Source organism: Streptomyces sp. 2131.1, assembly GCF_900105515.1.
Lineage (GTDB): Bacteria > Actinomycetota > Actinomycetes > Streptomycetales > Streptomycetaceae > Streptomyces > Streptomyces drozdowiczii.
On the sequence record NZ_FNSY01000001.1, the window covers coordinates 5,329,578 to 5,353,952 of the forward strand.

Sequence of the window (24,375 nt, forward strand, 5' to 3'; positions counted from 1 at the left end):
CAACCCGCCCGGCGTTCGCCGCGTTGATGTCCGATCGGTGCGGCCCCGGGCGTAATGCCGGTCCCCGGACCCCGTACCCTCGTACCTCGTGAGTACGGGGACAGCACAGGCGCCGACGGCGAGCGGCACCGTGTGCGCGGTGCGTGATCTGGTCAAGACCTACCCCCCGGCCCGGGGCCGCCGAGGCACGCCCGCGACCCCGGAAGTACGCGCCACCGACGGCATCAGCCTCGACGTCCGGCGCGGCGAGATCTTCGGACTGCTCGGGCCCAACGGAGCCGGCAAGTCCACCCTCGTACGGCAGCTCACCGGTCTGATGCGGCCCGATTCCGGCAGCGTCGACATGCTCGGCCACGACCTCGTACGCCACCCCGAGCGGGCCTCCCGGCTGATCGGCTACCTCGGGCAGGAGTCCACCGCGCTCGACGAGCTGACCGTCGCCCTCGCCGCCGAGACCACCGGACGGCTGCGCGGCCTGCCGGTGCGCGAGGCGCGGGCCGAGCGCGACGCCGTCCTCGACGAACTCGGTCTCGCCGACATCGCGGGACGGCCCCTGAAGAAACTTTCCGGCGGCCAGCGCCGGCTCGCCTGCGTCGCCGCCGCGCTCGTCGGGGAGCGCCCGGTGCTCGTCCTGGACGAGCCGACGACCGGCATGGACCCGGTGGCCCGGCGCGCCGTCTGGGCCGCAGTCGACCGCCGGCGCGCCGAGCGCGGCGCCACGGTCCTGCTCGTCACCCACAACGTCATCGAGGCCGAGACCGTCCTCGACCGGGTCGCCGTCATCGAACGCGGCAAGGTCATCGCCTGCGACACCCCCGCCGGGCTCAAGGAGCGCGTCGCCGGGGAGGTCCGGGTCGAGCTGGTGTGGCGCGAACGCGCCCCCCTGGAGCTCCCCGAGGTCGCCGCCCTGCGCGCGTCCGCGCAGGAGTCCGGGCGCCGCTGGGCGCTGCGGCTCGCGCCCGACGAGGCGCGGGCGGCGGTCGCCGCGGTGACCGGTGGCGCGGCCTTCGCCGCGCTCGACGACTTCAGCCTGGCGACGCCGAGCCTGGAGGACGTCTACCTCGCGCTCGGCGGCGGCGCTACCAAGGGACTGGTGAAGGCATGAGCGGAATCGGTGCGGTGGCCGGGGCGGCCGCGACGCTCGCCCCCCGGGCCCGGCTGTTCCCCTCCCTCGCGGCCGTCTACCGTGCCCAGCTCTCCCGGGCCCGGGTGGCCCGCATCCCGCTGCTGTTCGTGGCGACCTTCCAGTCCATCGGCATCATGATCCTGATGCGCGGGGTGGTGGACGGCGGCTCCGAGGCGAGGGCCGTCGTCGCCGGGTCCAGCGTCCTGGTCGTCGCCTTCGTCGCCCTGAACCTGCTCGCCCAGTACTTCGGCCAGCTCCGGGCGGGCGGCGGGCTCGACCACTACGCCACCCTGCCCGTGCCGCCCGCCGCAGTCGTGCTCGGCGCGGCCGGGGCGTACGCCTCCTTCACCGTGCCCGGGACCGTGGTCACGGCGGTGACCGGCAGCGTGCTGTTCGGGCTGCCGATGGTCCACCTGTGGGTCCTCGTGGCCGTCGTGCCCCTCTCCGGCGCGGCGCTCTCCGGCCTCGGCGCGGCGCTCGGGCTCCTCGCCCCGCGCCAGGAACTCGCCACGCTGCTGGGGCAGCTGGGCATGTCCGCCGCGCTCCTGCTGGGCGTCCTGCCGGCCGACCGGCTGCCCGGGCCGATCGGCTGGGCGCGCGATCTGCTTCCCTCCACGTACGGGGTCGAGGCGCTGTCCCGGTCCTTCGACGCCCACCCCGACTGGGCGGTCGTCGCCCTCGACCTGGCGGTCTGCGCCGTCGTCGGCGTGGTCTCGCTCGCCGTGGCGACCTGGGCGTACCGCAGGGCAGCGGTCCGGTGAGGCGCGGCGCGCGGGCGCCTGGCACGATGGCACGGTGACCGCACCTCTGACGCCGCCGCACCGGCCCTCCTCCGACGACAACCACGCCTGGCAGAAGCCGGAGGGCGGTGAGCCCGCCGGAACCCCCGGCCCGTACGGCTCCCACTGGGTCCCGTCGTCGGCCGCGGACCGGGAGGAGCTGCGCGCGGACCTGCGGCGTGCGGGCGTCGTCGCGGCCGTGGTGACCGTCGCGGGCGTCCTGATGGGGCTCCTGTGGCTGTGGCTGGCGCCCCGGGTGCCGCTCGTCTCCGACAGCACGGCGGTCTTCCTCAACGACAGCGAGGGCGAGGAGGCGATCGGCGCCGACGGCACGTTCGCCCTCCTCGGGCTGGCGTTCGGGGCGGTCTCGGCGGGCCTGGTCTTCTGGTTCCACCGGCGCGGCGGGATCTGGCTGACGGTGGGTCTCGCGGTCGGCAGCGTGCTCGGGTCGGTGCTGGCGTGGCAGCTCGGTACGCGGCTGGGGCCCACTTCCGATGTGGTCGCGCATGCACGTGAGGTCGGCAAAGGGGTGGTGTTCGACGCGCCGCTGGAGATGCATGCGCATGGGGTGCTGCTGGCTTGGGGGCTGGCGGCGATGGTGGTGCATCTGGCGCTCACCGCGGCTTGGGGGCCGCGGGATTTCGAGGGGGAGTGGGGGACGGGGGCGCCTTCGGCGCCGTCGTGGCCGGGTAAGGCTGCCGCGCCGTCCGACGGGGCGTAAGGGGCCGCCGCGCGGGGCCTTTCCCCACTCCGCCCCTTCCCGGAACCGGGGCTCCGCCCCGGACCCCGCGCCTCGAACGCCGGCGGGGCTGGAGGGGGCGGCGCATCCAGCCCGTCCGGCGTTTGAGGACGGAACCGGTGCGCGGGGGGCCCGAACCTCGCGGTGCCGGGCAACCGGGGGCTCCGCCCCCCACTCAGCCTCGGCCGATGTCCGCGAACACCGCGTCCGTCAGGGCTGCCAGGTCCTCGGGGGACAGCTCCACCTCCAGGCCCCGGCGGCCCGCCGAGACGCAGATCGTGGTGTGGGTGCGGGCCGACGCGTCCAGGACCGTGGGGAGGCGTTTGCGCTGGCCCAGGGGGGAGATGCCGCCGCGTACGTAGCCCGTGGTGCGTTCCGCCGCGGCCGGGTCCGCCATCGTGGCGCGTTTGCCGCCGACGGCAGCGGCCAGGGCCTTGAGGTCGAGGGAGCCGGCGACCGGGACGACCGCGACCGTCAGGCGGCCGTCCACGTCGGCGACCAGGGTCTTGAAGACGCGGTCGGGAGAGACGCCGAGGGCCTGGGCCGCCTCCTCGCCGTAGGAGGGCGACGCCGGGTCGTGCTCGTACGCGTGCACGGTGAACTCCGTGCCCGCAGCCGTCAGGGCGACCGTGGCGGGCGTGCCACCGGACTGGGACTTCTTCTGCTTCTTCGCCATGGGATCAGTTGAGGTGCGTCGGGCCGACGGTCAGGTCCACCGCCGGGAGGGAGGGCAGGTGCCGGATGACCGCGGTCTCCGCGCGCAGGATGCGCAGCTCCTCGCGGAGCCGGGTCGCGGTGTCCGGGGCCTGGAGGAGCCGCTGCTTGGCGGGGACGTCCAGAACCACCGTGGAGGCGACCAGGTACGAGACGACCGACGGGTCGTCCGGCAGCTCCGCGCCCGTGGTCAGGGAGCGCTCGCTCGCACCGGCCAGCCGCTTCTGGTAGCCACGGAAGGCGCGCAGGACGCCCTCGGCGAGCGGGCCCGCCTCGTCGCCCGGGTCCTCCTCCAGCTCCTCCAGCTCGGCCATGAGGAACGGGCCGCTCGCGTCCACCGAGAGCAGCCTGACCCGGGTGGTGCCGGTGGCCAGGACCTCGAAGCTGCCGTCCGCGCGTTCCCGGACGGTCGCCGCGTCGGCGACGCAGCCCACCCGGTGCAGCGACTGGAGGGGGTCCGCGCCGAAGCCGTCCGCCGGACCGCGTTCGACGTGCGTACGCACCGCCTCCGGCATGCCCAGACCCGTGACGGCGGTCTCCCGGCCGTCACGGATGGCGACCACGGCGAACCGGCGCGGTTCGTCCTCGTCGATGGTCAGGAGTTCGCGCATCATGGCGCGATATCGCTCCTCGAAGACGTTGAGGGGCAGCACGAGGCCCGGGAACAGCACCGCGTTCAGCGGAAACAGAGGCAGGCGAGCGGTGGTCACAGCGGTCAAGCGTAATGGCCGCGCGCCCGTCCCTGCCCGGCCCCTTGCCGCAGCGGCGTCGCGGACGCCACCTGAACGCGTGCGCCGTCCCGTGCCTCCAGGAAACGGCCCAGCGGATCTCCGGACACCGACGACCACGGGAACGAGGACGCGTGCGGGCCGATCCGGCCGAACTGTTCCAGCGCCTCGGCCCACCGGCCCCGCGCCACCAGGACGTACGCGAGCAGGTTGCGCACCTCGGCCGGCCACAGGTCGCCCGGCGCGAAGGCCGCCGACAACGAGATCGCCAGGTCCGCCGCCGCGTCGATCCGCTCCTCCTGCACCGAGGTCGGCCGGGCGTCCGGGGCACCCTCGGTCAGCATCGCGAACGCCGCGCGCAGCGGCAGCGCCTGGACCAGCGAGCTGGGCACCGAGTCCTCGGCGGCCCGTTCGGCGAAGTCGAAGCACTCGCGGTGCGAGCCGTACCAGGCGGCCGAGAGGTACTGCAGGGCGGCGACATGGCATCCGTAGTGGTGCGTGGAGCGCTGGAGGGCCTCCTCCCACAGCGCCTCGAACGTGGTGTGCGTGGCCTGCGTGCCCCGGGCGTGGTCCAGCGCCAGGCGCCAGGGCACCGGGTCCCGGGGATCGCCCTCCGCGGCCGCCGTGATCAGCGGCCCCACGTCGCGCAGCTGCTCGGCGCGCGCCGGGGACTCCCAGGCGCGGTCGACCGCCAGCTGCGCCTTGACGAGCAGGGCGTCCGGATCGCGAGGGGCGGCGGCCAGCCAGTCCCCGAGCCAGCCGTCCCGGTTGCGGGCGAACGCGACGAGCCGTCTCAGGTAGCGGTCCCGGCTCTCCCACTCGGCCGCGTCCCGGGTGGTCGCCAGGAGCTTCGCGGCCGGTTCGTACTCCCCGGCGGCGGCGGCCACCAGCGCGGGCGACAGCCGTTCGTCGGGGGCGTCGAGCAGCACCGCGTGGTCCGCGGGCAACCCGGTGGAGAGCACCGGGGTGTGCCGGATCACGCGCGCGGTTCGGATCAGAGCGCGGAGGAAAGGCATGGTGCAGACCATTGAAAAGCGCAGGTGGAGGCCGCGCCAAGGGGAGCGCTGTGAAGCTTTGGTGCCGACTGGATGGGTTGCCCGGGCATCAGTCAAGGGGGAGTAAAAGAATGCGGGGTTTCTGGCTGGTTCTCACGGGTGCTGGGCAGAAGGTCCGTGGTCTGTCACGGCGCCGCCCGGCCCCGCCGTGGCGGGGCGGAAGCCGCTCCCGCCCGCGCCTCCGGCTCAGCCGCGGCGCAGCAGCCGGGAGGCGCCCGCCGCGACCGTGGTGGCCAGTATCCATCCCACCAGGATCAGCGCGGCCGCGATCCACTGCCAGCCGCCCTCCATCCGCCAGTAGCCGTCCTGGCCGAGATCGATCACCGGGATGAGCAGATCCAGCGCGTACAGCGCCGCGTTCCACTGGGGGTGTTCCGCGCCCTTGAGCGACGCCGGGTGGTACCGCGAGAACGCCAGCGTGCCCGCCGCCCACAGCACCGCCATCCACACCGCGGCCCTTCCCGGCCGGTAGCCGTACGCCACCGTCCAGTCCTGGAGGTAGCCCCAGAGCTTCCCGGCCGGCGGCAGCGTCTCGCGGCGTCGGCGCTGCTTGGCGAGCAGCACCTCCCGGGCGTCCGCGTCCTCGCCGCAGCTGCGGAGCACCGCCGCCAGCCGCTCGTACGGCTCCGGCACGTACTCCGGGGTCGCCGCCGCCACCCACTCCAGGCGCCTGGAGAGCGGGAAGTGCCCGTACGGGACGAGGTTCTCGTACACGAACCCGCCCATCGCGAGGCCCCCGGGACCGGGCCAGCTCGACGACACGTCGATCAGCGTCACGACCTTCGCGCCGTTGAGCACGACCCGGCCGCGCACCGGGCGCTCCGGGTTGAACCGCAGCTCCGGGGTGACCGTCCGGCGCAGCGACAGCTCCTCGTGCGTGTCCAGCACGAACACCGCCTTGTGGAGGTCCACCGCGTCCCCGAACCTGCCGTCGTCCAGCCGCACCCCGCCCCGGCAGCGGAACACCTGCGAGCGGGTGCCGTGGGCCGGGGTCGGCGAGGTGGCGATGCCGTACGGGGGAGTGGTGCCCTGGTTCCCCGTGTCCACGCTGACCCACGCCTCGCTCATGTACAGCGTCCGCTCCACGCTGAGCTGGGGGGCGTTCAGCGCGCGGCGGCCCCGGGCGGCGCGCAGCCGGCTGCCGCGCAGGCTCAGCGAGCCGCCCACCTTCGCGCCGCGCAGACTCAGCTCGCCCAGCATGTCGGCCATCTCCGCCTGGAGATCCTGGGCGACCGCGAGGCCGTCCCCGAGCAGGGCCCGCCCCTGCCGGTCGGGCCCGACCTCGATCTGGTTGATCAGCAGGTCCGTGCCGATCTGCGCGTCCGTGAGCCGGATGCCTCGCTCCACCCGGCAGCGCGGCAGGTGCAGATCGCCCTCCGTGCGCAGCCGGGCCGCCTCGAAGCGGGGCACCGCGCACCCCACAAGACGCAGCGTCGTGAAGTGGCACTCGGGGAACGCCACCTCCTCGTCGAACCGGCAGCCGGTCAGCTCCACGTACGGATCGACGCGCCCGCCCGCCAGGTCCAGCTTTCCCGTGATCCGTACGCCCCAGAGCTTCAGCGCCGTCACCCGGCCGGGCCGGGCCGGCGGGCCGCTCAGCAGGAGCCGGGCGACGACCCGGGCGTCCACGCTGCGCTCGGGGCCCCACTCGTGCGGGGCGAACGGATCGTCGAGGGCCCTGTCGCGGGCCCGTAGGTCGTAGGTGGTGCCGTTCCGGAAGGACTGCCACATGCCCAGCTCCGCCGCGCTGAGGCCGTCCGGGAGATCATCGTCGTGCCGCTCCGTCACCGGTGCCCCTTTCGTTCGGAGGCGTGATCCCGTTATTCCCTCTGGGTGACCGGATGAACGCACATAGTCAGCCGTCACACGGACGGCATGTATCAGCCAGTGATACGGCCGTCCGGTCACGCGCGGCGGTCTGCGAGAATTGCGGTGTGATCTCTCGAATCGATCTGCGCGGCGATGCCCTCCCCGAGGGTGGCGCCCTGCGCGACCTGCTGCCCCGTGCCGAGTTCGACGTGGAAGCCGCCCTGGAGACGGTGCGGCCCATCTGCGAGGACGTACGCCATCGTGGCTCGGCGGCAGTGATCGACTGGGGAGAGAAGTTCGACGGCGTCCGGATCGAGTCGGTCCGGGTGCCCGCCGCCGCCCTCGCCCGGGCGCTGGAGGAGCTGGATCCGGCCGTCCGCGCCGCCCTCGAGGAATCCGTACGCCGCGCCCGCCTCGTCCACAGCGCCCAGCGCCGCACCACGCACACCACCCAGGTCGTCCCCGGCGGGACCGTCACCGAGAAGTGGGTGCCCGTCGACCGCGTCGGGCTCTACGTGCCGGGCGGCCGCGCGGTCTACCCGTCCTCCGTCGTGATGAACGTCGTCCCGGCCCAGGAGGCGGGCGTCCGCGGCCTCGCCGTGTCCTCGCCGCCGCAGAGCGGGTTCGGCGGACTGCCGCACCCCACGATCCTGGCCGCCTGCGCCCTGCTCGGCGTCGACGAGGTGTACGCCGCCGGCGGCGCCCAGGCCGTCGCGATGTTCGCGTACGGCACCGAGGAGTGCCTGCCCGTCGACCTGGTCACCGGCCCCGGCAACATCTACGTCGCCGCAGCCAAGCGCCTCCTCAAGGGCCGGATCGGCATCGACGCCGAGGCCGGCCCGACCGAGATCGCGATCCTCGCCGACGCCACCGCCGACCCGGTGCACGTCGCCGCCGACCTCATCAGCCAGGCCGAGCACGACCCGATGGCCGCCGCGGTGCTGGTCACCGACTCCGAGGAGCTGGCCGCCGCCACCGAGGCCGAACTCGCCCCCCAGGTCGCCGCGACCAAGCACGTCAAGGACCGCATCGAGCCCGCGCTCGCCGGCCGGCAGTCCGCGATCGTCCTGGTCAACGACCTGGAGGACGGACTGACCGTCGTCAACGCGTACGCCGCCGAGCACCTGGAGATCCAGACCGCCGACGCCGCCGCCGTCGCCGACCGCGTCCGCAACGCCGGGGCGGTCTTCGTCGGCCCCTGGTCGCCCGTCTCGCTCGGCGACTACTGCGCCGGCTCCAACCACGTCCTGCCCACCGGCGGCTGCGCCTGCCACTCCTCGGGCCTGTCCGTGCAGTCCTTCCTGCGCGGCATCCACATCGTCGACTACACGCGCGACGCGCTCGCCGAGGTCACCCACCACGTGGTGACCCTCGCCGAGGCGGAGGACCTCCCCGCCCACGGCGCCGCGCTCAAGGCCAGGTTCGGGTGGAAGGTTCCCCAGCAGTGACGAACAGCAACGCCCCGGGGCCCACGGCCAACCCGTGGGACGCCCTGCCGATCCGCGACGAACTGCGCGGCCAGTCCCCGTACGGAGCGCCCCAGCTCGACGTCCCCGTACGGCTCAACACCAACGAGAACCCCTACCCGCTGCCCGAGGCGCTCGTCGACCGCATCGCCGAACGGGTCCGCGAGGCCGCCCGCGACCTCAACCGCTACCCCGACCGCAACGCCGTCGAACTGCGCACCGAGCTCGCCCGCTACCTCACCCGCACCGCCGGGCACCGCGTCGAGGCCGCCAACGTCTGGGCCGCCAACGGCTCCAACGAGGTCCTCCAGCAGCTGCTCCAGACCTTCGGCGGGCCCGGCCGCACCGCGATCGGCTTCGAGCCCTCGTACTCGATGCACGCCCTCATCGCCCGGGGCACCGGGACCGGCTGGATCTCCGGGCCGCGCAACGAGGACTTCACCATCGACGTGGACGCCGCCCGCGCGGTCGTCGCCGAGCGCCGCCCCGACGTCGTCTTCATCACCTCCCCCAACAACCCCACCGGCACCGCCGTCGACGCGGACACCGTCCTCGCGCTGTACGACGCCGCGCAGGCCGCCAAGCCGTCGATGGTCGTCGTGGACGAGGCGTACGGCGAGTTCAGCCACCACCCCTCGCTGCTCCCGCTGATCGAGGGCCGCCCCCACCTGGTGCTCTCGCGCACCATGTCGAAGGCGTTCGGCGCCGCCGGGCTCCGCCTCGGGTACCTGGCCGCCGACCCCGCAGTGGTCGACGCGGTGCAGCTGGTCCGGCTGCCGTACCACCTGTCCTCCGTCACCCAGGCCACCGCGCTCGCCGCCCTGGAGCACACCGATACGCTCCTCGGGTACGTCGCGCAGCTCAAGAGCGAGCGCGACCGGCTCGTCACCGAGCTGCGGGCCCTCGGCTTCGACGTGACCGAATCGGACGCCAACTTCGTCCAGTTCGGCCGCTTCGCCGACAGCCACACCGCCTGGCGGCAGATCCTCGACCGGGGCGTCCTGGTCCGGGACAACGGCGTACCGGGATGGCTGCGGGTCTCCGCGGGGACCCCGGCAGAGAACGACGCGTTCCTCGACGCGGTTCGCGAAATGAAGAAGGAGCACGACGCATGAGCCCCCGCGTAGGCCGCGTGGAACGCACCACCAAGGAAACGTCCGTGCTGGTCGAGATCAACCTCGACGGCACCGGCAAGGTCGATGTCGCGACCGGCGTCGGCTTCTACGACCACATGCTCGACCAGCTCGGCCGGCACGGTCTGTTCGACCTCACCGTCAAGACCGACGGCGACCTGCACATCGACTCGCACCACACCATCGAGGACACCGCCCTCGCGCTCGGCGCCGCCTTCAAGCAGGCGCTCGGCGACAAGATCGGCATCTACCGCTTCGGCAACTGCACCGTCCCGCTGGACGAGTCGCTCGCCCAGGTCACCGTCGACCTCTCCGGCCGCCCCTACCTGGTGCACACCGAGCCCGAGAACATGGCGCCGATGATCGGCGCGTACGACACGACGATGACCCGGCACATCCTGGAGTCCTTCGTCGCCCAGGCGCAGATCGCGCTGCACGTCCACGTCCCGTACGGGCGCAACGCGCACCACATCGTGGAGTGCCAGTTCAAGGCGCTCGCCCGCGCCCTGCGCTACGCCAGCGAGCACGACCCGCGCGCGGCCGGCATCCTCCCGTCCACGAAGGGCGCCCTGTGACCGGCCTCAACACCATCCTGATCCTGGTCGGCCTGTTCCTGGCCGGCGGGGTCTACTCCTTCTCCAAGCAGGGCATGCCCAAGGGCGTCATCGTCCTGCTCGCCATCGCGTCGCTGATGTGCCTGGTGGCGGGCGTCCTGCGCATCCAGGGACTCTGGGACTAGGAAGCGACACGTGGATACGAAGAAGAAGGTCGTCGTCTTCGACTACGGCTTCGGCAACGTCCGTTCCGCCGAGCGCGCCCTCGCCCACGTCGGTGCGGACGTCGAGATCACCCGCGACTTCGACGCCGCGATGAACGCCGACGGGCTGCTGGTGCCCGGTGTCGGCGCGTTCTCGGCGTGCATGGAGGGCCTGAAGAAGGCCCGCGGCGAGTGGGTCATCGGCCGCAGGCTGGCAGGCGGACGCCCCGTCATGGGCATCTGCGTCGGCATGCAGATCCTGTTCGAGCGCGGCATCGAGCACGGCGTGGAGACCGAGGGGCTCGACGAGTGGCCCGGCACGGTCGGCCCGCTCCAGGCCGACGTCGTCCCGCACATGGGCTGGAACACCGTCGAAGCCCCCGAGGACTCCCAGCTGTTCGCCGGACTCGACGCCGGCGCCCGGTACTACTTCGTGCACTCCTACGCGGCGCACGACTGGAGCCTCGAAGTCACCAACGCGAAGATCCGTGCCCCCCGGGTCACCTGGGCCACGCACGGCGAACGGTTCGTGGCGGCCGTCGAGAACGGCGCGCTGTGGGCCACCCAGTTCCACCCCGAGAAGTCCGGCGATGCCGGCGCCCAGCTGCTGACCAACTGGATCGAGACGCTGTAATGCCGAAGCTTGAACTGCTCCCCGCCGTAGACGTCCGCGACGGCCAGGCGGTCCGCCTGGTGCACGGCGAGTCCGGCTCCGAGACCTCCTACGGCTCACCGCTGGAGGCCGCACTCGCCTGGCAGCGCTCCGGCGCCGAGTGGCTGCACCTCGTCGACCTGGACGCCGCCTTCGGCACCGGTGACAACCGCACCCTCATCGCCGAGGTCGCCGGCGCCATGGACATCAAGGTCGAGCTGTCCGGCGGCATCCGCGACGACGCCTCGCTCGCCGCCGCCCTCGCCACCGGCTGCCGCCGCGTCAACCTCGGCACCGCCGCCCTGGAGACCCCCGAATGGGTCGCCAAGGTCATCGCCGAGCACGGCGACAAGATCGCCGTCGGCCTCGACGTGCGCGGCACCACCCTGCGTGGCCGCGGCTGGACCCGCGACGGCGGCGACCTCTACGAGACGCTGGCCCGCCTCGACTCCGAGGGCTGCGCCCGCTACGTCGTCACCGACATCGCCAAGGACGGCACGCTCCAGGGCCCCAACCTGGAGCTCCTGAAGAACGTCTGCGCCGCCACCGACAAGCCCGTCGTCGCCTCCGGCGGCGTCTCCTCGCTCGACGACCTGCGGGCCATCGCCTCGCTGGTCCCGGCGGGCGTCGAGGGCGCGATCGTCGGCAAGGCCCTGTACGCGAAGGCGTTCACCCTCGAAGAGGCGCTGGAGGCGGTCTCCGCATGACCGACTCCGCATCCGTGCGCCGCGTCTCCTCCGGCGCCCCGTGGGAGGAGAAGTTCGGCTACTCCCGCGCGGTCGAACTCCCCAACGGCCTGGTGCTCGTCTCCGGTTGCACGTCGGTGGTCGGCGGCGAGATCGCCGCGGGCGGCCCGTACGACCAGACCGTCACCGCCTTCGGCGTCGCCTTCGACGCGCTGAAGGAGCTGGGCCTCGGCCGCGAGGACGTCGTCCGCACCCGGATGTACGTCATGCACGCCCGGGACACCGAGGAGGTCGGCCGCGCCCACAAGGAGCTGTTCGACGCCGTACGCCCCGCCGCCACCATGATCGTGGTCTCCGGCTTCGTCGACCCCAGCCTCGTCGTCGAGGTCGAGGTCGAGGCGTACCGGGCGGGTGCGCGATGAGCCTCGCCGTACGCGTCATCCCCTGCCTCGACGTGGACAACGGCCGGGTCGTCAAGGGCGTCAACTTCCAGAACCTGCGCGACGCGGGCGACCCCGTCGAGATGGCGAAGCTGTACGACGCCGAGGGCGCCGACGAGCTGACCTTCCTGGACATCACCGCGTCCAGCGGCGACCGGGAGACCACCTACGACGTGGTGCGCCGCACCGCCGAACAGGTCTTCATCCCGCTCACCGTCGGCGGCGGCGTCCGCACCCCGGACGACGTCGACAAGCTGCTGCGGGCCGGCGCGGACAAGGTCGGCGTCAACACCGCGGCCATCGCCCGCCCGGAGCTGATCCGGGAGATCGCCGAGCGCTTCGGCCGCCAGGTCCTGGTGCTCTCGGTGGACGCCCGGCGCACCCCCGACGGCTCGTTCGAGGTCACCACGCACGGCGGCCGCCGGGGCACCGGCATCGACGCCGTCGAGTGGGCCCACCGCGCCGCCGAGCTCGGCGCCGGCGAGATCCTGCTCAACTCGATGGACGCCGACGGCACGAAGGACGGCTACGACACCGAGATGATCGCCGCCGTCCGCAAGCACGTCCGCGTCCCCGTCATCGCCTCCGGCGGCGCGGGCCGCCTCGCGGACTTCGCGCCGGCCGTCGACGCCGGGGCCGACGCGGTCCTCGCCGCGTCCGTCTTCCACTTCGGCGACCTGCGGATCTCCGAGGTCAAGGGCGCGCTCTCGGAGGCCGGCCACCCGGTGCGCTGACCGGCCGGTTGTGCGCGCGCACAGACATGGGGCGCCCTTCCCTGGGAGGGCGCCCCATCGCCGTACGCGCGCCTTCCGGTACCTGGCGGCCCCCGTCTAGCGTGCCCGGCGTGACTCCCCCCACGACCGTGCACCGTCCGCTCCGGCTGTACGGCCGCAGCGGCGAACTCGCCGTACTCGAAGCCTTGTTGGCGCGCCTCTGCCACGGCGACGGCGGCGCGCTGGTCCTGACGGCCCCGCCGGGCTCGGGCCGTACGGCCCTTCTCGCCCACGCCGTCGCCGCGTACCGCGACCGGGGCGCGGGCCCGGCCCTCCATGTCGTCGGCGCACCCGACGAACGGTGGGTGCCGTACAGCGGGTTGCACGCGTTGCTGTGCGCGGCGGGCCCCGCGCCCGGCGACCCGGACCGCGTGCTGCGCGACGGCCTCCCGCCCGCCGCGTTCCTCGCCCTCCTCCGGCGGTTCGGCGGCGGGCGGCCCCTCCTGGTGTGCGTGGACGACGCCCACCTCTGGGACCCCGACTCCCGTGCCGCCCTCGCCTTCGCCGCCCGCCGGCTCGGGCCGGGCAGCCGGGTCGCCGTGCTGATCGCCGCCGGGGAGGAGGCCGGCTTCGCCGGGCTGCCCGCCCTCCGCCCCGGCTCCCTGGACGACGAAGCGGCCTCCGCGCTCATGGACCGGCTCACCGGGGCGGACCGGGCCGATCCGGCGGTGCGGGGCGCCCTGCTCCGGGAGGCGGCCGGGAACCCCGGGCTGCTCACCGCGCTCACCGCCCGCCTCACCCCGGCCCAGCTCGCCGGGCGGGTTCCGCTGCCGCACCCGTTGCCCGGCGGGGACGACGTCCTGGCCGCCCACGCCGACCGCGTCGGCCACCTCCCCGCCGCCACCCGGACCCTGCTCCTGATCGCGGCCGCCGCGCACGCGCACGAGCCGGAGGGGGCGGGAGCCGACCTCACCCTCGTCCGTCGCGCCGCCGCGGCGGCCGGTGTCCCGCCCGCCACGTCCGACCTGGCCCCGCACCCGTCGGGCGGTACGGCCGGTGCGCTCCGACGGGCCGGCGACCGCGTCCACTTCGGCGAGCCCCTGCTGCGCCGCGCCCTCCTGCACCGGGCGCCACCGGACCGCCGCCGCGCGGTGCACGACCTGCTCGCCGGCCTGCTCGCGCCCGGGTCGGCCGCCCTGATCCAGCGGGCCTGCGCGTCCGCCGGCCCCGACGCCGCGCTCGCCGCCGCGCTGGAGGCGGCCGCGGCCCCGCCGCTCCCGCACGCCGACCGCGCGACCGCCCTCAGCCACGCCGCCGCGCTGACCCCGGACGAGGCGGATGGGGCCTGCCGTTCGGATCAGGGCGGACCCCGCGAGCCCGGCCTGATCCGAACGGCAGGCCCCGGGGCCGCCCGGTACGCGGCGGCGGCCGAGCAGTACCGCCTCGCGGGGGAGCCGGGGCGGGCCCGCACCGCACTGGCACGGGCCGGCGCCGCCCCCGGCCCCGCCCACCACGTACGCGGCCTGCTCACCCTCGCCGACGGACCCGCCCCCGACGCCCACGAGGCCCTGCTCACCGCCGCCGCCCTGCTCGCCCCGCACAACCCCGGGCGCGCCCGGAACGCCCTGCTGGGGGCCGCCGAGGCCGCCTGGTCGGCGGGGGACGCCCTCGGGTACCTCGACGCGCTGACCCGTATCCCCGCGGAGGCCGCCGACCGGGACCTGACCCACTACCGGGACGGGATGTGCGCCGTGCTGCGCGGGCGGATCGGTGCCGGGCACCTGCTGCTGCGCCGCTGCCTCGTCTCCGGCGCCCACGACCCCGGGGCGCTGTTACGGGCCGGAGCGGCCGGTCTTGTCCTCGGCGACCTCGACGCCGCCTGCCGGGCCGGGACCCGCGCGCTCGCCGCCGTACACGCGAGCGGTGCCGACGCCCTGCTGCCGCGGGCCCTGGAACACCTCGCCTACGCGGAGCTGCGCGCCGGGCGGCACGCCCGGGCCCGAGCCCACGCGCTGGACGGCCTGCGCGCGGCACGCCGTACCGGGGGGCTCAACGCCGCGGCCCACCTGCACGCCGTACTCGCCCTCGCCGCCTCCGTGGAGAGCGGGACGCGGGAGTGCGCGGCGCACGCCGGTGCCGCGCTCGCGGGTGCCGCGCCGCACGGGCTCGTCCAGGCGGAGACCCTGGCCACCTGGGCGCTGGCGCGCGCCGACCTGGCGGCCGGGCGCCCGGCGGAGGCGGCGGTGCGGCTCGATCCGCTGGTCCGGCCCGGGCCCCGGCGCGGACACTTCGCCACCCGGATGCTCGCAGTGCCCTGTTACGTCGAGGCGTCCGTGCTGGCCGGGCGGACGGTCCGGGGCAGGGGAGCGGAGCCGGTGGCCGAGGCGGTGGCGGAGTTCGCCGTGTGGGCGACGCGCACCACGGACCCCCAGGTCCCCGCCCAACTCGCCCGCTGTCGGGCCCTGCTGGCGCCGGTGGGCGAGGCCGCCGGGCGGTACGGGGAGGCGCTCGCCCATCACGACCGGGCGGGCGGTGACTTCGAACAGGCCCGTACCCGGCTGCTGTTCGGATCCTGGTTGCGCAGGCGCCGCCGTACCCGCGAGGCCCGCGAGCCGTTGCGGGACGCCCTGGTCGGGTTCGAGCGGTGCGGGGCCGCGGCCTGGGCCGCCAGGGCGAGCGGCGAACTGCGGGCCGCCGGTGAGGCGGTGGAGGCCCCGGGCCCGTCGGGAACGGCCGCCCAGCTGGCCGCGCTCACCCCGCAACAGGCGCGGATCGCCCGCTGCGTGGCCGAGGGGGCCACCAACCGGGAGGTCGCGCGGCGGCTCTCGGTGAGCACGCGGACCGTCGACCACCACCTGCGCAACGTGTTCGCCGCCCTGGGCGTGCGCTCGCGGACGGAGCTGGCCGGGCTGCTGGGCGGGGGCACGTAGTTCCGTACGGGACGACAAGGTTGCAGGACCGTGATGAGAAGGAGGCCGCACACCTCTAGGTACCGACTGGGCGGTATGTCATTCTGCGGGCGTCAGGATCATTCGGTGCGCCCGCGGCTCCGTCGTGGGCGGGGCGTGCCGGAGCCGGCCGTTCACCGAGCCGGCCGAATCCCGGTGGAGGCCGCCATGCCACAGGTCGTACATTCACGGGTCAGGGCGCTGCACACGCCGCCGCCCGTCGTCCCGGTCCCGCGCCGCTTCCGTTCGCTGGCCGATCGCGAGGCCGTCGCCGTCCTGCACCGGGCCGCCCGGGTGCTGGTGGCGGCGCTCCCGGAGCTGACGGACCGGATGGTGGAGGCGCTGCGGGAGCGGGAACCCGGCTACCGTGCCGCGATCGAGGCCGACCCGGCGGAGATATGGCAGGAGGTGCACCACTCGCTGCGGCACAACGTGGGTTCGCTCATCCAGCCCCGTGAGTTCCGGGAGGCCGCACACCGCACATCGCGGTGGATCGGCGAGGTCCGGGCCGAGCAGGGAGTGCCGCTGGACGCGGTCCTGCACGCGTTCCGGATGGGCGGGGCGATGGTCTGGCAGGACCTGGTGGACGAGACCGCCCGCCGCCACCCGGAGGACATCCGGCTGCTGGTCCACGTCGCCGCGGACGTCTGGAACTTCGTGGACGAGCACTGCGCGATCGTCGCCGACGCCTATCGCAGGGCGGAACGCCGCCTCGCCTGGCGCCGGGAGAACCGGCACCGCCTGATGACGGCCGCGCTGCTCGACGGCACCGCCCAGATCGCCGACCTCCCGGACACGGCGGCGGCCCTCGGCCTGCTGGAGGACGGCCGGTACGCGGTGCTCGCCCTGCGCGACGCCCGCCGCTCGCCGCACGGCACGGCGCACCCGCCCCTGGAGCTGCCCGCCGCCACGGACGCCGTGTGGCACGCGGGGCCCGAGGCGGAGTACGCCGTCCTGTCGCTGGGCCGGGCCGGCGGCACGGACCCGGCGGACGCCCTCGCCGCGCTGGCCGCCGGCCTGCGCCTGCCGCCCGGGGCCCGGGCCGGCATCGGCTCGGCGGTGGACGGCCTTGCGGCGGTCGGGGACGCCCGGCGCCTCGCGGACACGGCGCTGCGGGCCTGCCCGGCGCACGGCGGGACCGTTCTGCTCGACGAGCACCTGCCCGCCGCCCTGGTGGTCTCGTCCCCGGCGCTCGGCGCGGCCCTCGCCGACCGGGTGCTCGGGCCCCTGGACCGGCTGGACGCGGCGGACCGGGACGTGCTCATCGAGACGCTCACCGCATGGTTCGACGCCGACGGCTCGGCGCCCCGGGCGGGCGCCCGCCTCTACTGCCACCGCAACACGGTCCTGAACCGCCTCCGCCGCTTCGAGCAGCTCACCGGCCGCTGCCTGACCCGCCCTTCGGACGCGACCGAGGTCTCCCTGGCCCTGACGGCCCGCCGCCTGCTGGCGGACTGACCGCTGCCGGACCGAGGGGGCGCGGGGCGTGCGGGGCGCGTCCTGTGCCGCCGCACAGTCCCCGCCCGTACGGCCTGTACCCCCGCCGCGCCCCGGGGCGACCCGCTGTACGCCGGGCCGGGGGCCTGATGCCGTAACCGCATGCCTTCTCCGCACCTGATTCCCCGCACCGCCCCGGGGCCCCGGCTCACCACCCCCGGGCCCCGGCGGTGACCGGCGGCATCGACGCCCGCTCGCTCGCGGTCGTCGTGTTCCTCGCGTTCGTCGCCGTCTCGCTGCTGCTGTGCGGGCTGGCCGCCGCCGACCAGGACGATCCGGAGCACTTCTACGCGGGCGGCGGCTCCGCGCTCGGCCCGGCCGGGAGCGGGCTCGCCGTCGCCGGGGACTACCTCTCCGCCGCCACGCTGCTCTCGACCACCGGGTCCGTCGCGCTGGCCGGGTTCGACGGGGTGCTGTTCGCCCTGGCCACGGTCGTCTCGCTGGTCCTGGTGATGCGGGTCCTGGCCGAACCGATGCGCCGCAGCGGGGTGTTCACGCTCGGCGACTTCCTCGCGGACCGGCTCGGCGACCCCTCCGTGCGCCGCGCCCTCGGCATCACGACGCTGGTGGTCCTCACCCCGCTGCTCCTGGTCCAGCTCGCGACCGCGGGGCGGGTGATGGCCGCCATGTTCGGGCTGCCCGACGGCGCCCTCACCAGCTGCACCGTGGCCGGCGGCGCCCTGATGGTCTGCTACTCCGCGGTCGGCGGCATGCGGGGCACCGGGTACGTGCAGATCCTCAAGGTCGCGGTCGTCCTCGCGGCGGTGACCCTGCTCGCCGGTCTGGTGCTCGCCCGCTTCGGCTGGAATCCGTTCGCCCTGTTCGACGCCGCGCGTCACGGCAGCGGGGCCGGCGGCGCGTACGCCCGCCCCGGGCTCCAGTTCGGCCACGGACTCGCCGGCACCCTGGACCTGCTGGGCTTCCAGCTCACCCTGCTCCTCGGGGCCGCGTGCATGCCGCACGTCACGATGCGGCTGCACCCGATGCGCGACCGCCGGACGGTGCGCCGCGCCACCGTGTGGGCGGTGGTCCCGGTGGCCGTGCTGTGCGCCGGGATCGTCGTCGCCGGACTCGGCGCGTCCGCGCTGCTCGGGCACGAGGCCATCCAGCGGGCGGACCCGGCCGGCGGCACCGCGCTGCTCATGGTGACCGGCGCCCTCGACCCGGGCGCAGGCGGGCCGCGCGAGAGCCTGCTCTTCGCGTGCGTGGCCTGCGCGGTCTTCGTCACCACACTGGCCGCCGTCGCCGGGATCACCCTCGCCGCCGCCTCGTCCCTGGCCCGCGACTTCGCGGCGAGGAGCAGGGCGCGCACGGCGGGGCGCTCCGGCCGGTCCGCCGTGCGCGAGATCCTGCGGGCCCGCCTCGCGGTGGTCCTGACCGGCGCGGTCGCCGTCTGGGCGTCCACGTACACCCATGACCGCAATCCGCAGGTGCTGCTCTCGCTCTCCTTCGCGGCGGCGGCCTCCGTCCTGCCGCCGGTTCTGCTGTACGCGCTGTTCCGGCCGGGCTTCACCGCGCGCGGGGTGCGCTGGACGGTGTACGGGACGCTGCCGCTCATCGCGGTGCTGATGGTGTTCTCGCCCGCGTTCTCCGGCACGCCCGTCGCGCTCTTCCCGGCCCGCGACTTCCACTGGTTCCCGCTGCAGACGCCCGGCCTGCTCACGATCCCGGCGGGCTTCCTGCTCGGACATCTGGGCTCCCGCCGCAGCCGGAAGCGGACCCCGGCCAGGCGTACAGCTTTTATTTCGCAATAAATATTGCACAACTTTCCTTTCCTTCCTACGCTCGGGGTATGGCACGCGACGCATCACGCCGGGTTTCCGACCTCGGCACCCTCAAGGCATTCGGGCACCCCCTGCGGATGAAGCTCTACCGGGCCCTCTGCATCGCCCGGCAGGCCACCGCTTCCCAGCTGGCCGAGCAGGTCGACGAGGCGGTCTCGCTCGTCAGCTACCACCTGCGCAAGCTCGCCGATCACGGTCTGATCGAGGAGGCCGACCGCGAGGGCAGGGACGGCCGAGAGCGCTGGTGGCAGCCTGCTTCGGAGGGGCTGACCTTCCACGACGAGGACTTCAGTGACGCGCCCGAGAAGGCCGCCACCCACGCGGCCGTCGGCCGGCTCTCGTACGACCAGCACGTCGAGATGTACCGCCGCCACCTCGACGCGTACCGCACCTGGCCCGCCGAGTGGCGCCGCGCCTCCTTCAGTTCCGAATTCCTCGCCCGGCTGACCGCCGACGAGCTCGCCGCCCTCGCCTCCGAGATGAACGACCTCATCAGGCGCTACGAGCAGCAGGGCCGCGCCCGTGAGGAGGCGGGCGACAGCGAGAACCGCGAGAACGTCGCGCTCCACGTGTACGGCTTCCCGTTCCGCGCCTGACCCGGCCCTCCGAGAGGACGAGACCGTGACCGCCACCCTGCCCGCCCCCGAACAGGCCCCCGCCCGCCCGGCCCACCGCGACGGCAACGTCCTGCGCTGGCTCGGCGCGTACACCGCGTCCATGATCGGCGACAGTGTCTACTACATGGCCCTGGCCTGGGCCGCCGCCCGTACCGGCAGCGCCTCGCAGACCGGACTGGTGCTCGCCGCGGGCTCCATACCCCGGGCGGTGCTCCTGCTCGGTGGGGGAGTGCTCGCCGACCGGCTCGGCCCGCGCCGCGTGGTCGTGGGCAGCGACACCGCCCGCTGTCTGGTGATCCTCGGCCTGGCCGGGACCCTGCTGCTCACCTCGCCCACGGTGTGGATGCTGATCGCCGTCGCGCTCGTCTTCGGCGCCGTCGACGCCCTGTTCCTGCCCGCCGTCGGCGCCCTGCCGCCCCGGATCACCACCGCCTCCCAGCTCGCCCGCGTCCAGGGCATGCGCGGTCTCGCCACCCGTACCGCCAACGTCGTCGGAGCCCCGCTCGGCGGCGTTGCCGTCGCCCTCGGGGGCCCGGTCCTCGCCTTCGCCGCGGCCGGAGTCCTCTTCGCCGTGTCGCTCCCGCTCCTGCTGGCCGTACGCATGGGCGCGCTGCTCGCACCGGAGACGGCCGCGCCCACTGGAACTGCCTGGAGCGAACTGGCCGACGGGCTCCGCCACATCCGCCGCCACCCCCTCCTCGGGCCGCTGATGCTCGTCGTCGCCGTCAGCGAACTCGGCTTCGTCGGCCCACTCAACCTCGGCCTCATCCTGCTCAGCGACGAACGCGGCTGGGGTGCCTCCGGCATGGGCTGGGTCGTCGCCGCCTTCGGCATCGGCGCGGGCGCCTCCGCCCTGCTCCTCGCCGTGCGCGGCCGGGTGGCCAGGGCCGGACTGGTCATGTGCCTGACCGTCCTGGTCGGGTCCTTCGCCATCGCGGCCCTGGCGTACGTGCCCTCCGTACCGCTCGCCGCGACCGTCGCGGTCCTCGTCGGACTCTTCGCCGGCCTCGGCGGCTCGCTGTGCGGCGCCCTCGCGCAGACCGTCACCGACCCGGCCTACCTGGGCCGCGTCACCTCGGTCTCCACGCTCTTCACGCACGCTCTCGCGCCGCTCAGCTACCCCGTCACCGGTGCCGCCGTCGCCCTCTGGGGCACCGGCCCGGTGTTCGTCGCCAGCGCCGCCCTGTGCGTCGCAGGCGCGGGCACCGGCCTCCTCATGGCCCCGCTCCGCCGGGCGGAACTCCCGCGCTGAGACCGCAGCGGGGCCTACGCACCCGGGCTACATGCCCAGCTTCGCCTTGGTCACCCGGCCGATCGCGTCCGGCTCGCCCTCCAGCTCCACCCGTGCCGCCTCCTGCCGCCCGAACGCGAACAGCAGCAGCTCGCCCGGCTCACCGGTCACCGTCACCACCGGCGTCCCCCGGTGCGCCACCGCGGTCTGTCCGTCCGGGCGGCGCAGCACCAGGCCCACGGGCGCCTTGCGGCCCAGGACCCGCGCCCCCTTCTCCGTGCGCGCCCACAGGACGTCCGCGAAGACCGGGTCCAGCTCACGGGGCGACCAGTCTGGCTGTGCCCGGCGCACGTCCTCCGCGTGGATGTAGAACTCCACCGTGTTCGCCGCCTCGTCCAGCTGCTTCAGGCCGAACGGGGACATCCGGGGCGGTCCCGTACGGATGAGCTGGATCAGCTCCTCGTACGGCTTCTCGGTGAACTCGGCCATGACCCGGTCCCGCCGGCCCTTCAGCGGGCCGATGAGCGTTCCGGCGGCCGCGTCGGGCCGCCGCTCCCGTACCACCACATGGGCCGCGAGATCCCGGGCCGTCCAGCCGTCGCACAGGGTCGGAGCCTGCGGACCCGCCGCCTCCAACAGGTCGGCGAGCAGGAGACGTTCACGCTTCGCATGGGTCGACATGCCCGCCAGCGTACGACCCTCGCCCCCCGTCCGCCCAGTGGACGCACGCCCGGACACCCCGCGCCACCACGGCACAATGGAGCCCATGACCAGCACGCCCACGCCCGGCACCCCCCGGCCCGCCAGCGACCTCGATCCCGCCATCGCCGCCCGCCTCAAGCGCGGCGCCGACGGACTGGTCCCGGCCATCGCCCAGCAGTACGACACCGGCGAGGTACTGATGCTGGGCTGGATGGACGACGAGGCGCTGCACCGCACCCTCACCACCGGCCGCTGCACCTACTGGTCGCGCAGCCGCCAGGAGTACTGGGTCAAGGGCGACACCTCCGGGCACATCCAGCTGGTCAAGTCCGTCGCCCTGGACTGCGACGCCGACACCGTCCTCGTCAAGGTCGACCAGACGGGCGCCGCCTGCCACACGGGCGACCGCACCTGCTTCGACGCCGACGTCCTGTTCCTCGGGGGTGTCTGACCGGCCAGGGCCGGCCAGACACCCCCAGGCCAGTAAGGTCTGCCGCCATGGACCTCGACACGTTCCGCAAGCTGGCCGTCGACCGGCGCGTCATCCCCGTCACCCGCCGCCTCCTCGCGGACGGCGACACCCCCGTCGGCCTCTACCGCAAGCTCGCGGGCGAGCGCACCGGCACCTTCCTCCTCGAATCCGCGGAGAACGGCCGCACCTGGTCGCGCTACTCCTTCATCGGCGTACGCAGCGCCGCCACGCTCACCACCCGCGACGGCGAGGCCCACTGGATCGGCACCCCGCCCGTCGGTGTCCCGGTCGACGGCGACCCGCTGCACGCCCTGCGCGCCACCATCGAGGCCCTGCACACCCCGCACGACCGCGAGACCGGTCTGCCGCCCTTCACCGGCGGCATGGTCGGCTACCTCGGCTACGACATCGTGCGCCGCCTGGAGAAGATCGGCGAGAGCGGCGGCGACGACCTCAAGCTCCCCGAGCTGACCATGCTGCTCACCTCCGACCTGGCGGTCCTGGACCACTGGGACGGCAGCGTCCTGCTCATCGCCAACGCCATCAACCACAACGACCTGGCCACCGGCGTCGACGAGGCGCACACCGATGCGGTCGCCCGGCTCGACGCGATGGAGCGGGACCTGCGCCGCCCCGTCGAGAACGCCCCCGCCGCCCTGCCGGCCTCCGAACTGCCCGAGTACACCGCGCTCTGGGGCGGCCAGGCCTACCAGGACGCCGTCGAGGACGTGAAGGAGCGCATCCGGGCCGGCGAGGCCTTCCAGGTCGTGCCTTCCCAGCGCTTCGAGACCCCGTGCACGGCGAGCGCCCTCGACGTCTACCGGGTGCTGCGCGCCACCAACCCCTCGCCGTACATGTACCTCTTCCGGTTCGACGGCTTCGACGTCGCCGGCTCCAGCCCGGAGGCCCTGGTCAAGGTCGAGGACGGCCGGGCCATGCTCCACCCCATCGCCGGCACCCGGCACCGCGGCGCCACCCCGCAGGAGGACCAGGCCCTCGCCGACGAACTCCTCGCCGACCCCAAGGAACGCGCCGAGCACCTGATGCTCGTCGACCTCGGCCGCAACGACCTGGGCCGGGTCTGCGAACCGGGCAGCGTCGAGGTCGTCGACTTCATGTCCATCGAGCGCTACTCGCACGTGATGCACATCGTCTCCACCGTCACCGGCCGGGTCGCCGAGGGCCGCACCGCCTTCGACGTGCTGACCGCCTGCTTCCCCGCCGGCACCCTCTCCGGCGCCCCCAAGCCCCGCGCCCTCCAGATCATCGAGGAACTGGAACCCACCCGCCGGGGCCTGTACGGGGGCTGCGTCGGCTACCTCGACTTCGCCGGGGACTCCGACACCGCCATCGCCATCCGCACCGCGCTGCTCCGCGACGGAACCGCGTACATCCAGGCCGGCGCGGGTGTCGTCGCCGACTCCGACCCGGTCGCGGAGGACACCGAGTGCCGCAACAAGGCGGCGGCGGTCCTCCGAGCCGTCCACACCGCCAACCGCCTCGGCGGCGCCTGAGCGGCACGCACAGGGGCGAGGTGGGGCGTTCCCGGCCGGTGAGGGATAGTGGAGTACGTGAGTGCCGTCCCCGTACCCCAGCCCCGCGCCGAAGCCGCCACCGCGCCCGACAGCGCGGGCAGCCGCCGCACCCTGGCCGCCGGCCTGCTCCTCGGGGCGGCCGGCGCGACCGTCGTCCTCCTCGCCTCCGGGCAGACCTGGGCCGAGGGCAAGGCCCCGGTCGGCGGCGGAACGCTGCCGCTGAGCGCCGACGGGCAGGACGTCACCGGGCTCCCCGCCGCCCTCGCGATCGTCGCCCTGGCCGCCCTCGTCGCCGTCTTCGCCGTACGCGGCGGCGGCCGCCGCGTGGTTGCCGGACTCCTCGCGCTCAGCGGCCTCGGCGCCGCGCTGAGCGCCTTCCTCGGCGCGTCCGACAGCGGAGCCCTCGACGAGCAGGCCGCGCGGACCACCGGCGACACCGCGGCCACCATCACCGCCCTCAGCCACACCGCCTGGCCCTACGTCACGGGCGCGGGCGGCCTGCTGATCCTGCTCGCCGGCCTGCTCGCCCTGCGCTACGGCAGCCGCTGGCCCACCATGTCCGGGCGCTACGAACGCGACGGCACGCCCCGCCCCCGCAAGGCGCCCCGCGCCCCCGACCCGGACCGGCCGGAGGATCTGTGGAAGGCCCTGGACCGCGGCGAGGACCCGACGCGCGAGGCATGACCCCCAGCTCACGTCCTACCCGCACGTACGGGACAATGACAGTGAGCTGGCACAGCGGCACGGGCCGTGGGGACAGCGACCCGAGCGATTCCAACAGCGCAACACCAA

Annotated in this window: 24 protein-coding genes; 19 read left to right on the forward strand and 5 right to left on the reverse strand. The window is 74.6% G+C overall.

Features of this window, described 5'->3' with window-relative positions:
• Nucleotides 1–130: 130 nt before the first annotated feature.
• The 3 genes from BLW14_RS23950 to BLW14_RS23960 are packed head-to-tail and all read left to right on the forward strand — an operon-like array spanning nucleotide 131 to nucleotide 2,626.
• Nucleotides 131–1,105, forward strand: coding sequence for an ABC transporter ATP-binding protein (locus BLW14_RS23950; RefSeq protein WP_093709245.1), 975 nt, complete (start codon nucleotides 131–133; stop codon nucleotides 1,103–1,105).
• The gene (locus BLW14_RS23955) at nucleotides 1,102–1,887 is read left to right on the forward strand and encodes an ABC transporter permease (protein ID WP_019520985.1); all 786 of its coding nucleotides are present in this window, start codon (nucleotides 1,102–1,104) and stop codon (nucleotides 1,885–1,887) included. The genes BLW14_RS23950 and BLW14_RS23955 overlap by 4 nt, the downstream gene beginning before the upstream one ends.
• A 34-nt stretch (nucleotides 1,888–1,921) precedes the next feature.
• On the forward strand, nucleotides 1,922–2,626 hold the full coding sequence (locus BLW14_RS23960; RefSeq protein ID WP_093709246.1) for an ABC transporter permease: 705 nt from the start codon (nucleotides 1,922–1,924) through the stop codon (nucleotides 2,624–2,626).
• Between the two features lie 193 nt (nucleotides 2,627–2,819).
• On the opposite strand, the gene ybaK is transcribed toward BLW14_RS23960, so the two are convergent.
• The 4 genes from ybaK to BLW14_RS23980 form a co-directional block, all read right to left on the reverse strand.
• On the reverse strand, nucleotides 2,820–3,320 hold the full coding sequence (gene ybaK, locus BLW14_RS23965; RefSeq protein ID WP_093709247.1) for a Cys-tRNA(Pro) deacylase: 501 nt from the start codon (nucleotides 3,318–3,320) through the stop codon (nucleotides 2,820–2,822).
• A 4-nt stretch (nucleotides 3,321–3,324) separates the two neighbouring features.
• Entirely contained in the window at nucleotides 3,325–4,068 is a 744-nt protein-coding gene (locus BLW14_RS23970; protein WP_093709248.1) for an LON peptidase substrate-binding domain-containing protein, read from the reverse strand.
• A 5-nt stretch (nucleotides 4,069–4,073) separates the two neighbouring features.
• Complete coding sequence (locus tag BLW14_RS23975) at nucleotides 4,074–5,114, reverse strand: hypothetical protein (RefSeq protein ID WP_177154083.1); 1,041 nt, start codon at nucleotides 5,112–5,114, stop codon at nucleotides 4,074–4,076.
• A gap of 213 nt (nucleotides 5,115–5,327) precedes the next feature.
• Nucleotides 5,328–6,929: an oxidoreductase gene (locus tag BLW14_RS23980; RefSeq protein ID WP_093709250.1), complete on the reverse strand. Its 1,602-nt coding sequence runs from the start codon at nucleotides 6,927–6,929 to the stop codon at nucleotides 5,328–5,330.
• Nucleotides 6,930–7,075: 146 nt separating this feature from the next.
• Here BLW14_RS23980 and hisD point away from each other — a divergent pair, with 146 nt between their 5' ends.
• The 13 genes from hisD to BLW14_RS24040 all read left to right on the forward strand — a co-directional run bounded on the left by hisD (nucleotide 7,076) and on the right by BLW14_RS24040 (nucleotide 20,895).
• Nucleotides 7,076–8,398 carry a histidinol dehydrogenase gene (gene hisD / locus BLW14_RS23985; RefSeq protein WP_093709251.1) on the forward strand — a complete coding sequence of 441 codons (1,323 nt, stop codon included), beginning with the start codon at nucleotides 7,076–7,078 and terminating at the stop codon, nucleotides 8,396–8,398.
• Complete coding sequence (locus BLW14_RS23990; protein WP_093709252.1) at nucleotides 8,395–9,531, forward strand: histidinol-phosphate transaminase; 1,137 nt, start codon at nucleotides 8,395–8,397, stop codon at nucleotides 9,529–9,531. Before hisD ends, BLW14_RS23990 begins: the two co-directional genes overlap by 4 nt.
• The gene (gene hisB, locus BLW14_RS23995; RefSeq protein ID WP_093709253.1) at nucleotides 9,528–10,124 is read left to right on the forward strand and encodes an imidazoleglycerol-phosphate dehydratase HisB; all 597 of its coding nucleotides are present in this window, start codon (nucleotides 9,528–9,530) and stop codon (nucleotides 10,122–10,124) included. The genes BLW14_RS23990 and hisB overlap by 4 nt, the downstream gene beginning before the upstream one ends.
• Nucleotides 10,121–10,288: a hypothetical protein gene (locus BLW14_RS34600; RefSeq protein WP_018518714.1), complete on the forward strand. Its 168-nt coding sequence runs from the start codon at nucleotides 10,121–10,123 to the stop codon at nucleotides 10,286–10,288. The genes hisB and BLW14_RS34600 overlap by 4 nt, the downstream gene beginning before the upstream one ends.
• Before the next feature lie 10 nt (nucleotides 10,289–10,298).
• A complete protein-coding gene (gene hisH, locus BLW14_RS24000; protein WP_093709254.1) occupies nucleotides 10,299–10,940 on the forward strand; it encodes an imidazole glycerol phosphate synthase subunit HisH in 642 nt (213 codons plus the stop codon).
• A complete protein-coding gene (priA, locus tag BLW14_RS24005; protein WP_093709255.1) occupies nucleotides 10,940–11,665 on the forward strand; it encodes a bifunctional 1-(5-phosphoribosyl)-5-((5-phosphoribosylamino)methylideneamino)imidazole-4-carboxamide isomerase/phosphoribosylanthranilate isomerase PriA in 726 nt (241 codons plus the stop codon). Before hisH ends, priA begins: the two co-directional genes overlap by 1 nt.
• Complete coding sequence (locus BLW14_RS24010) at nucleotides 11,662–12,066, forward strand: RidA family protein (protein WP_093709256.1); 405 nt, start codon at nucleotides 11,662–11,664, stop codon at nucleotides 12,064–12,066. Before priA ends, BLW14_RS24010 begins: the two co-directional genes overlap by 4 nt.
• A complete protein-coding gene (gene hisF, locus BLW14_RS24015) occupies nucleotides 12,063–12,818 on the forward strand; it encodes an imidazole glycerol phosphate synthase subunit HisF (RefSeq protein WP_093709257.1) in 756 nt (251 codons plus the stop codon). The genes BLW14_RS24010 and hisF overlap by 4 nt, the downstream gene beginning before the upstream one ends.
• A 128-nt stretch (nucleotides 12,819–12,946) precedes the next feature.
• Nucleotides 12,947–15,727, forward strand: a complete 2,781-nt coding sequence (locus BLW14_RS24020) for a helix-turn-helix transcriptional regulator (protein ID WP_093709258.1) — start codon at nucleotides 12,947–12,949, stop codon at nucleotides 15,725–15,727.
• A gap of 186 nt (nucleotides 15,728–15,913) precedes the next feature.
• On the forward strand, nucleotides 15,914–17,203 hold the full coding sequence (locus tag BLW14_RS24025) for a PucR family transcriptional regulator (protein WP_093710835.1): 1,290 nt from the start codon (nucleotides 15,914–15,916) through the stop codon (nucleotides 17,201–17,203).
• A gap of 209 nt (nucleotides 17,204–17,412) precedes the next feature.
• Nucleotides 17,413–18,996, forward strand: coding sequence for a sodium/solute symporter (locus tag BLW14_RS24030; RefSeq protein ID WP_093709259.1), 1,584 nt, complete (start codon nucleotides 17,413–17,415; stop codon nucleotides 18,994–18,996).
• Nucleotides 18,997–19,034: 38 nt separating this feature from the next.
• Nucleotides 19,035–19,622, forward strand: a complete 588-nt coding sequence (locus tag BLW14_RS24035; RefSeq protein ID WP_093709260.1) for an ArsR/SmtB family transcription factor — start codon at nucleotides 19,035–19,037, stop codon at nucleotides 19,620–19,622.
• A 25-nt stretch (nucleotides 19,623–19,647) separates the two neighbouring features.
• On the forward strand, nucleotides 19,648–20,895 hold the full coding sequence (locus BLW14_RS24040) for an MFS transporter (protein ID WP_093709261.1): 1,248 nt from the start codon (nucleotides 19,648–19,650) through the stop codon (nucleotides 20,893–20,895).
• Between the two features lie 27 nt (nucleotides 20,896–20,922).
• On the opposite strand, the gene BLW14_RS24045 is transcribed toward BLW14_RS24040, so the two are convergent.
• Complete coding sequence (locus BLW14_RS24045) at nucleotides 20,923–21,555, reverse strand: TIGR03085 family metal-binding protein (RefSeq protein WP_093709262.1); 633 nt, start codon at nucleotides 21,553–21,555, stop codon at nucleotides 20,923–20,925.
• Between the two features lie 85 nt (nucleotides 21,556–21,640).
• Here BLW14_RS24045 and hisI point away from each other — a divergent pair, with 85 nt between their 5' ends.
• From hisI to BLW14_RS24060, 3 genes are read left to right on the forward strand one after another with little or no spacing between them, the layout of a single operon-like run.
• Nucleotides 21,641–22,027, forward strand: coding sequence for a phosphoribosyl-AMP cyclohydrolase (gene hisI, locus BLW14_RS24050; protein ID WP_093709263.1), 387 nt, complete (start codon nucleotides 21,641–21,643; stop codon nucleotides 22,025–22,027).
• A gap of 47 nt (nucleotides 22,028–22,074) precedes the next feature.
• Nucleotides 22,075–23,562, forward strand: coding sequence for an anthranilate synthase component I (locus BLW14_RS24055; protein WP_093709264.1), 1,488 nt, complete (start codon nucleotides 22,075–22,077; stop codon nucleotides 23,560–23,562).
• A 48-nt stretch (nucleotides 23,563–23,610) separates the two neighbouring features.
• Nucleotides 23,611–24,267: a TIGR02234 family membrane protein gene (locus tag BLW14_RS24060; RefSeq protein WP_093709265.1), complete on the forward strand. Its 657-nt coding sequence runs from the start codon at nucleotides 23,611–23,613 to the stop codon at nucleotides 24,265–24,267.
• Nucleotides 24,268–24,375: the final 108 nt, after the last annotated feature.

What these genes read in the sequence shown, in the direction of transcription:
- BLW14_RS23975 (WP_177154083.1), bottom strand. Translation starts at nt 5,114, where the DNA reads ATGGTCTGCACCATGCCTTTCCTCCGCGCTCTGATCCGAACCGCGCGC.
- hisF (WP_093709257.1), top strand. Translation starts at nt 12,063, where the DNA reads ATGAGCCTCGCCGTACGCGTCATCCCCTGCCTCGACGTGGACAACGGC.
- BLW14_RS24045 (WP_093709262.1), bottom strand. Translation starts at nt 21,555, where the DNA reads ATGTCGACCCATGCGAAGCGTGAACGTCTCCTGCTCGCCGACCTGTTG.
- BLW14_RS24035 (WP_093709260.1), top strand. Translation starts at nt 19,035, where the DNA reads ATGGCACGCGACGCATCACGCCGGGTTTCCGACCTCGGCACCCTCAAG.
- ybaK (WP_093709247.1), bottom strand. Translation starts at nt 3,320, where the DNA reads ATGGCGAAGAAGCAGAAGAAGTCCCAGTCCGGTGGCACGCCCGCCACG.
- hisI (WP_093709263.1), top strand. Translation starts at nt 21,641, where the DNA reads ATGACCAGCACGCCCACGCCCGGCACCCCCCGGCCCGCCAGCGACCTC.
- BLW14_RS24025 (WP_093710835.1), top strand. Translation starts at nt 15,914, where the DNA reads ATGCCACAGGTCGTACATTCACGGGTCAGGGCGCTGCACACGCCGCCG.
- BLW14_RS23955 (WP_019520985.1), top strand. Translation starts at nt 1,102, where the DNA reads ATGAGCGGAATCGGTGCGGTGGCCGGGGCGGCCGCGACGCTCGCCCCC.
- BLW14_RS24010 (WP_093709256.1), top strand. Translation starts at nt 11,662, where the DNA reads ATGACCGACTCCGCATCCGTGCGCCGCGTCTCCTCCGGCGCCCCGTGG.
- priA (WP_093709255.1), top strand. Translation starts at nt 10,940, where the DNA reads ATGCCGAAGCTTGAACTGCTCCCCGCCGTAGACGTCCGCGACGGCCAG.
- hisB (WP_093709253.1), top strand. Translation starts at nt 9,528, where the DNA reads ATGAGCCCCCGCGTAGGCCGCGTGGAACGCACCACCAAGGAAACGTCC.
- BLW14_RS24055 (WP_093709264.1), top strand. Translation starts at nt 22,075, where the DNA reads ATGGACCTCGACACGTTCCGCAAGCTGGCCGTCGACCGGCGCGTCATC.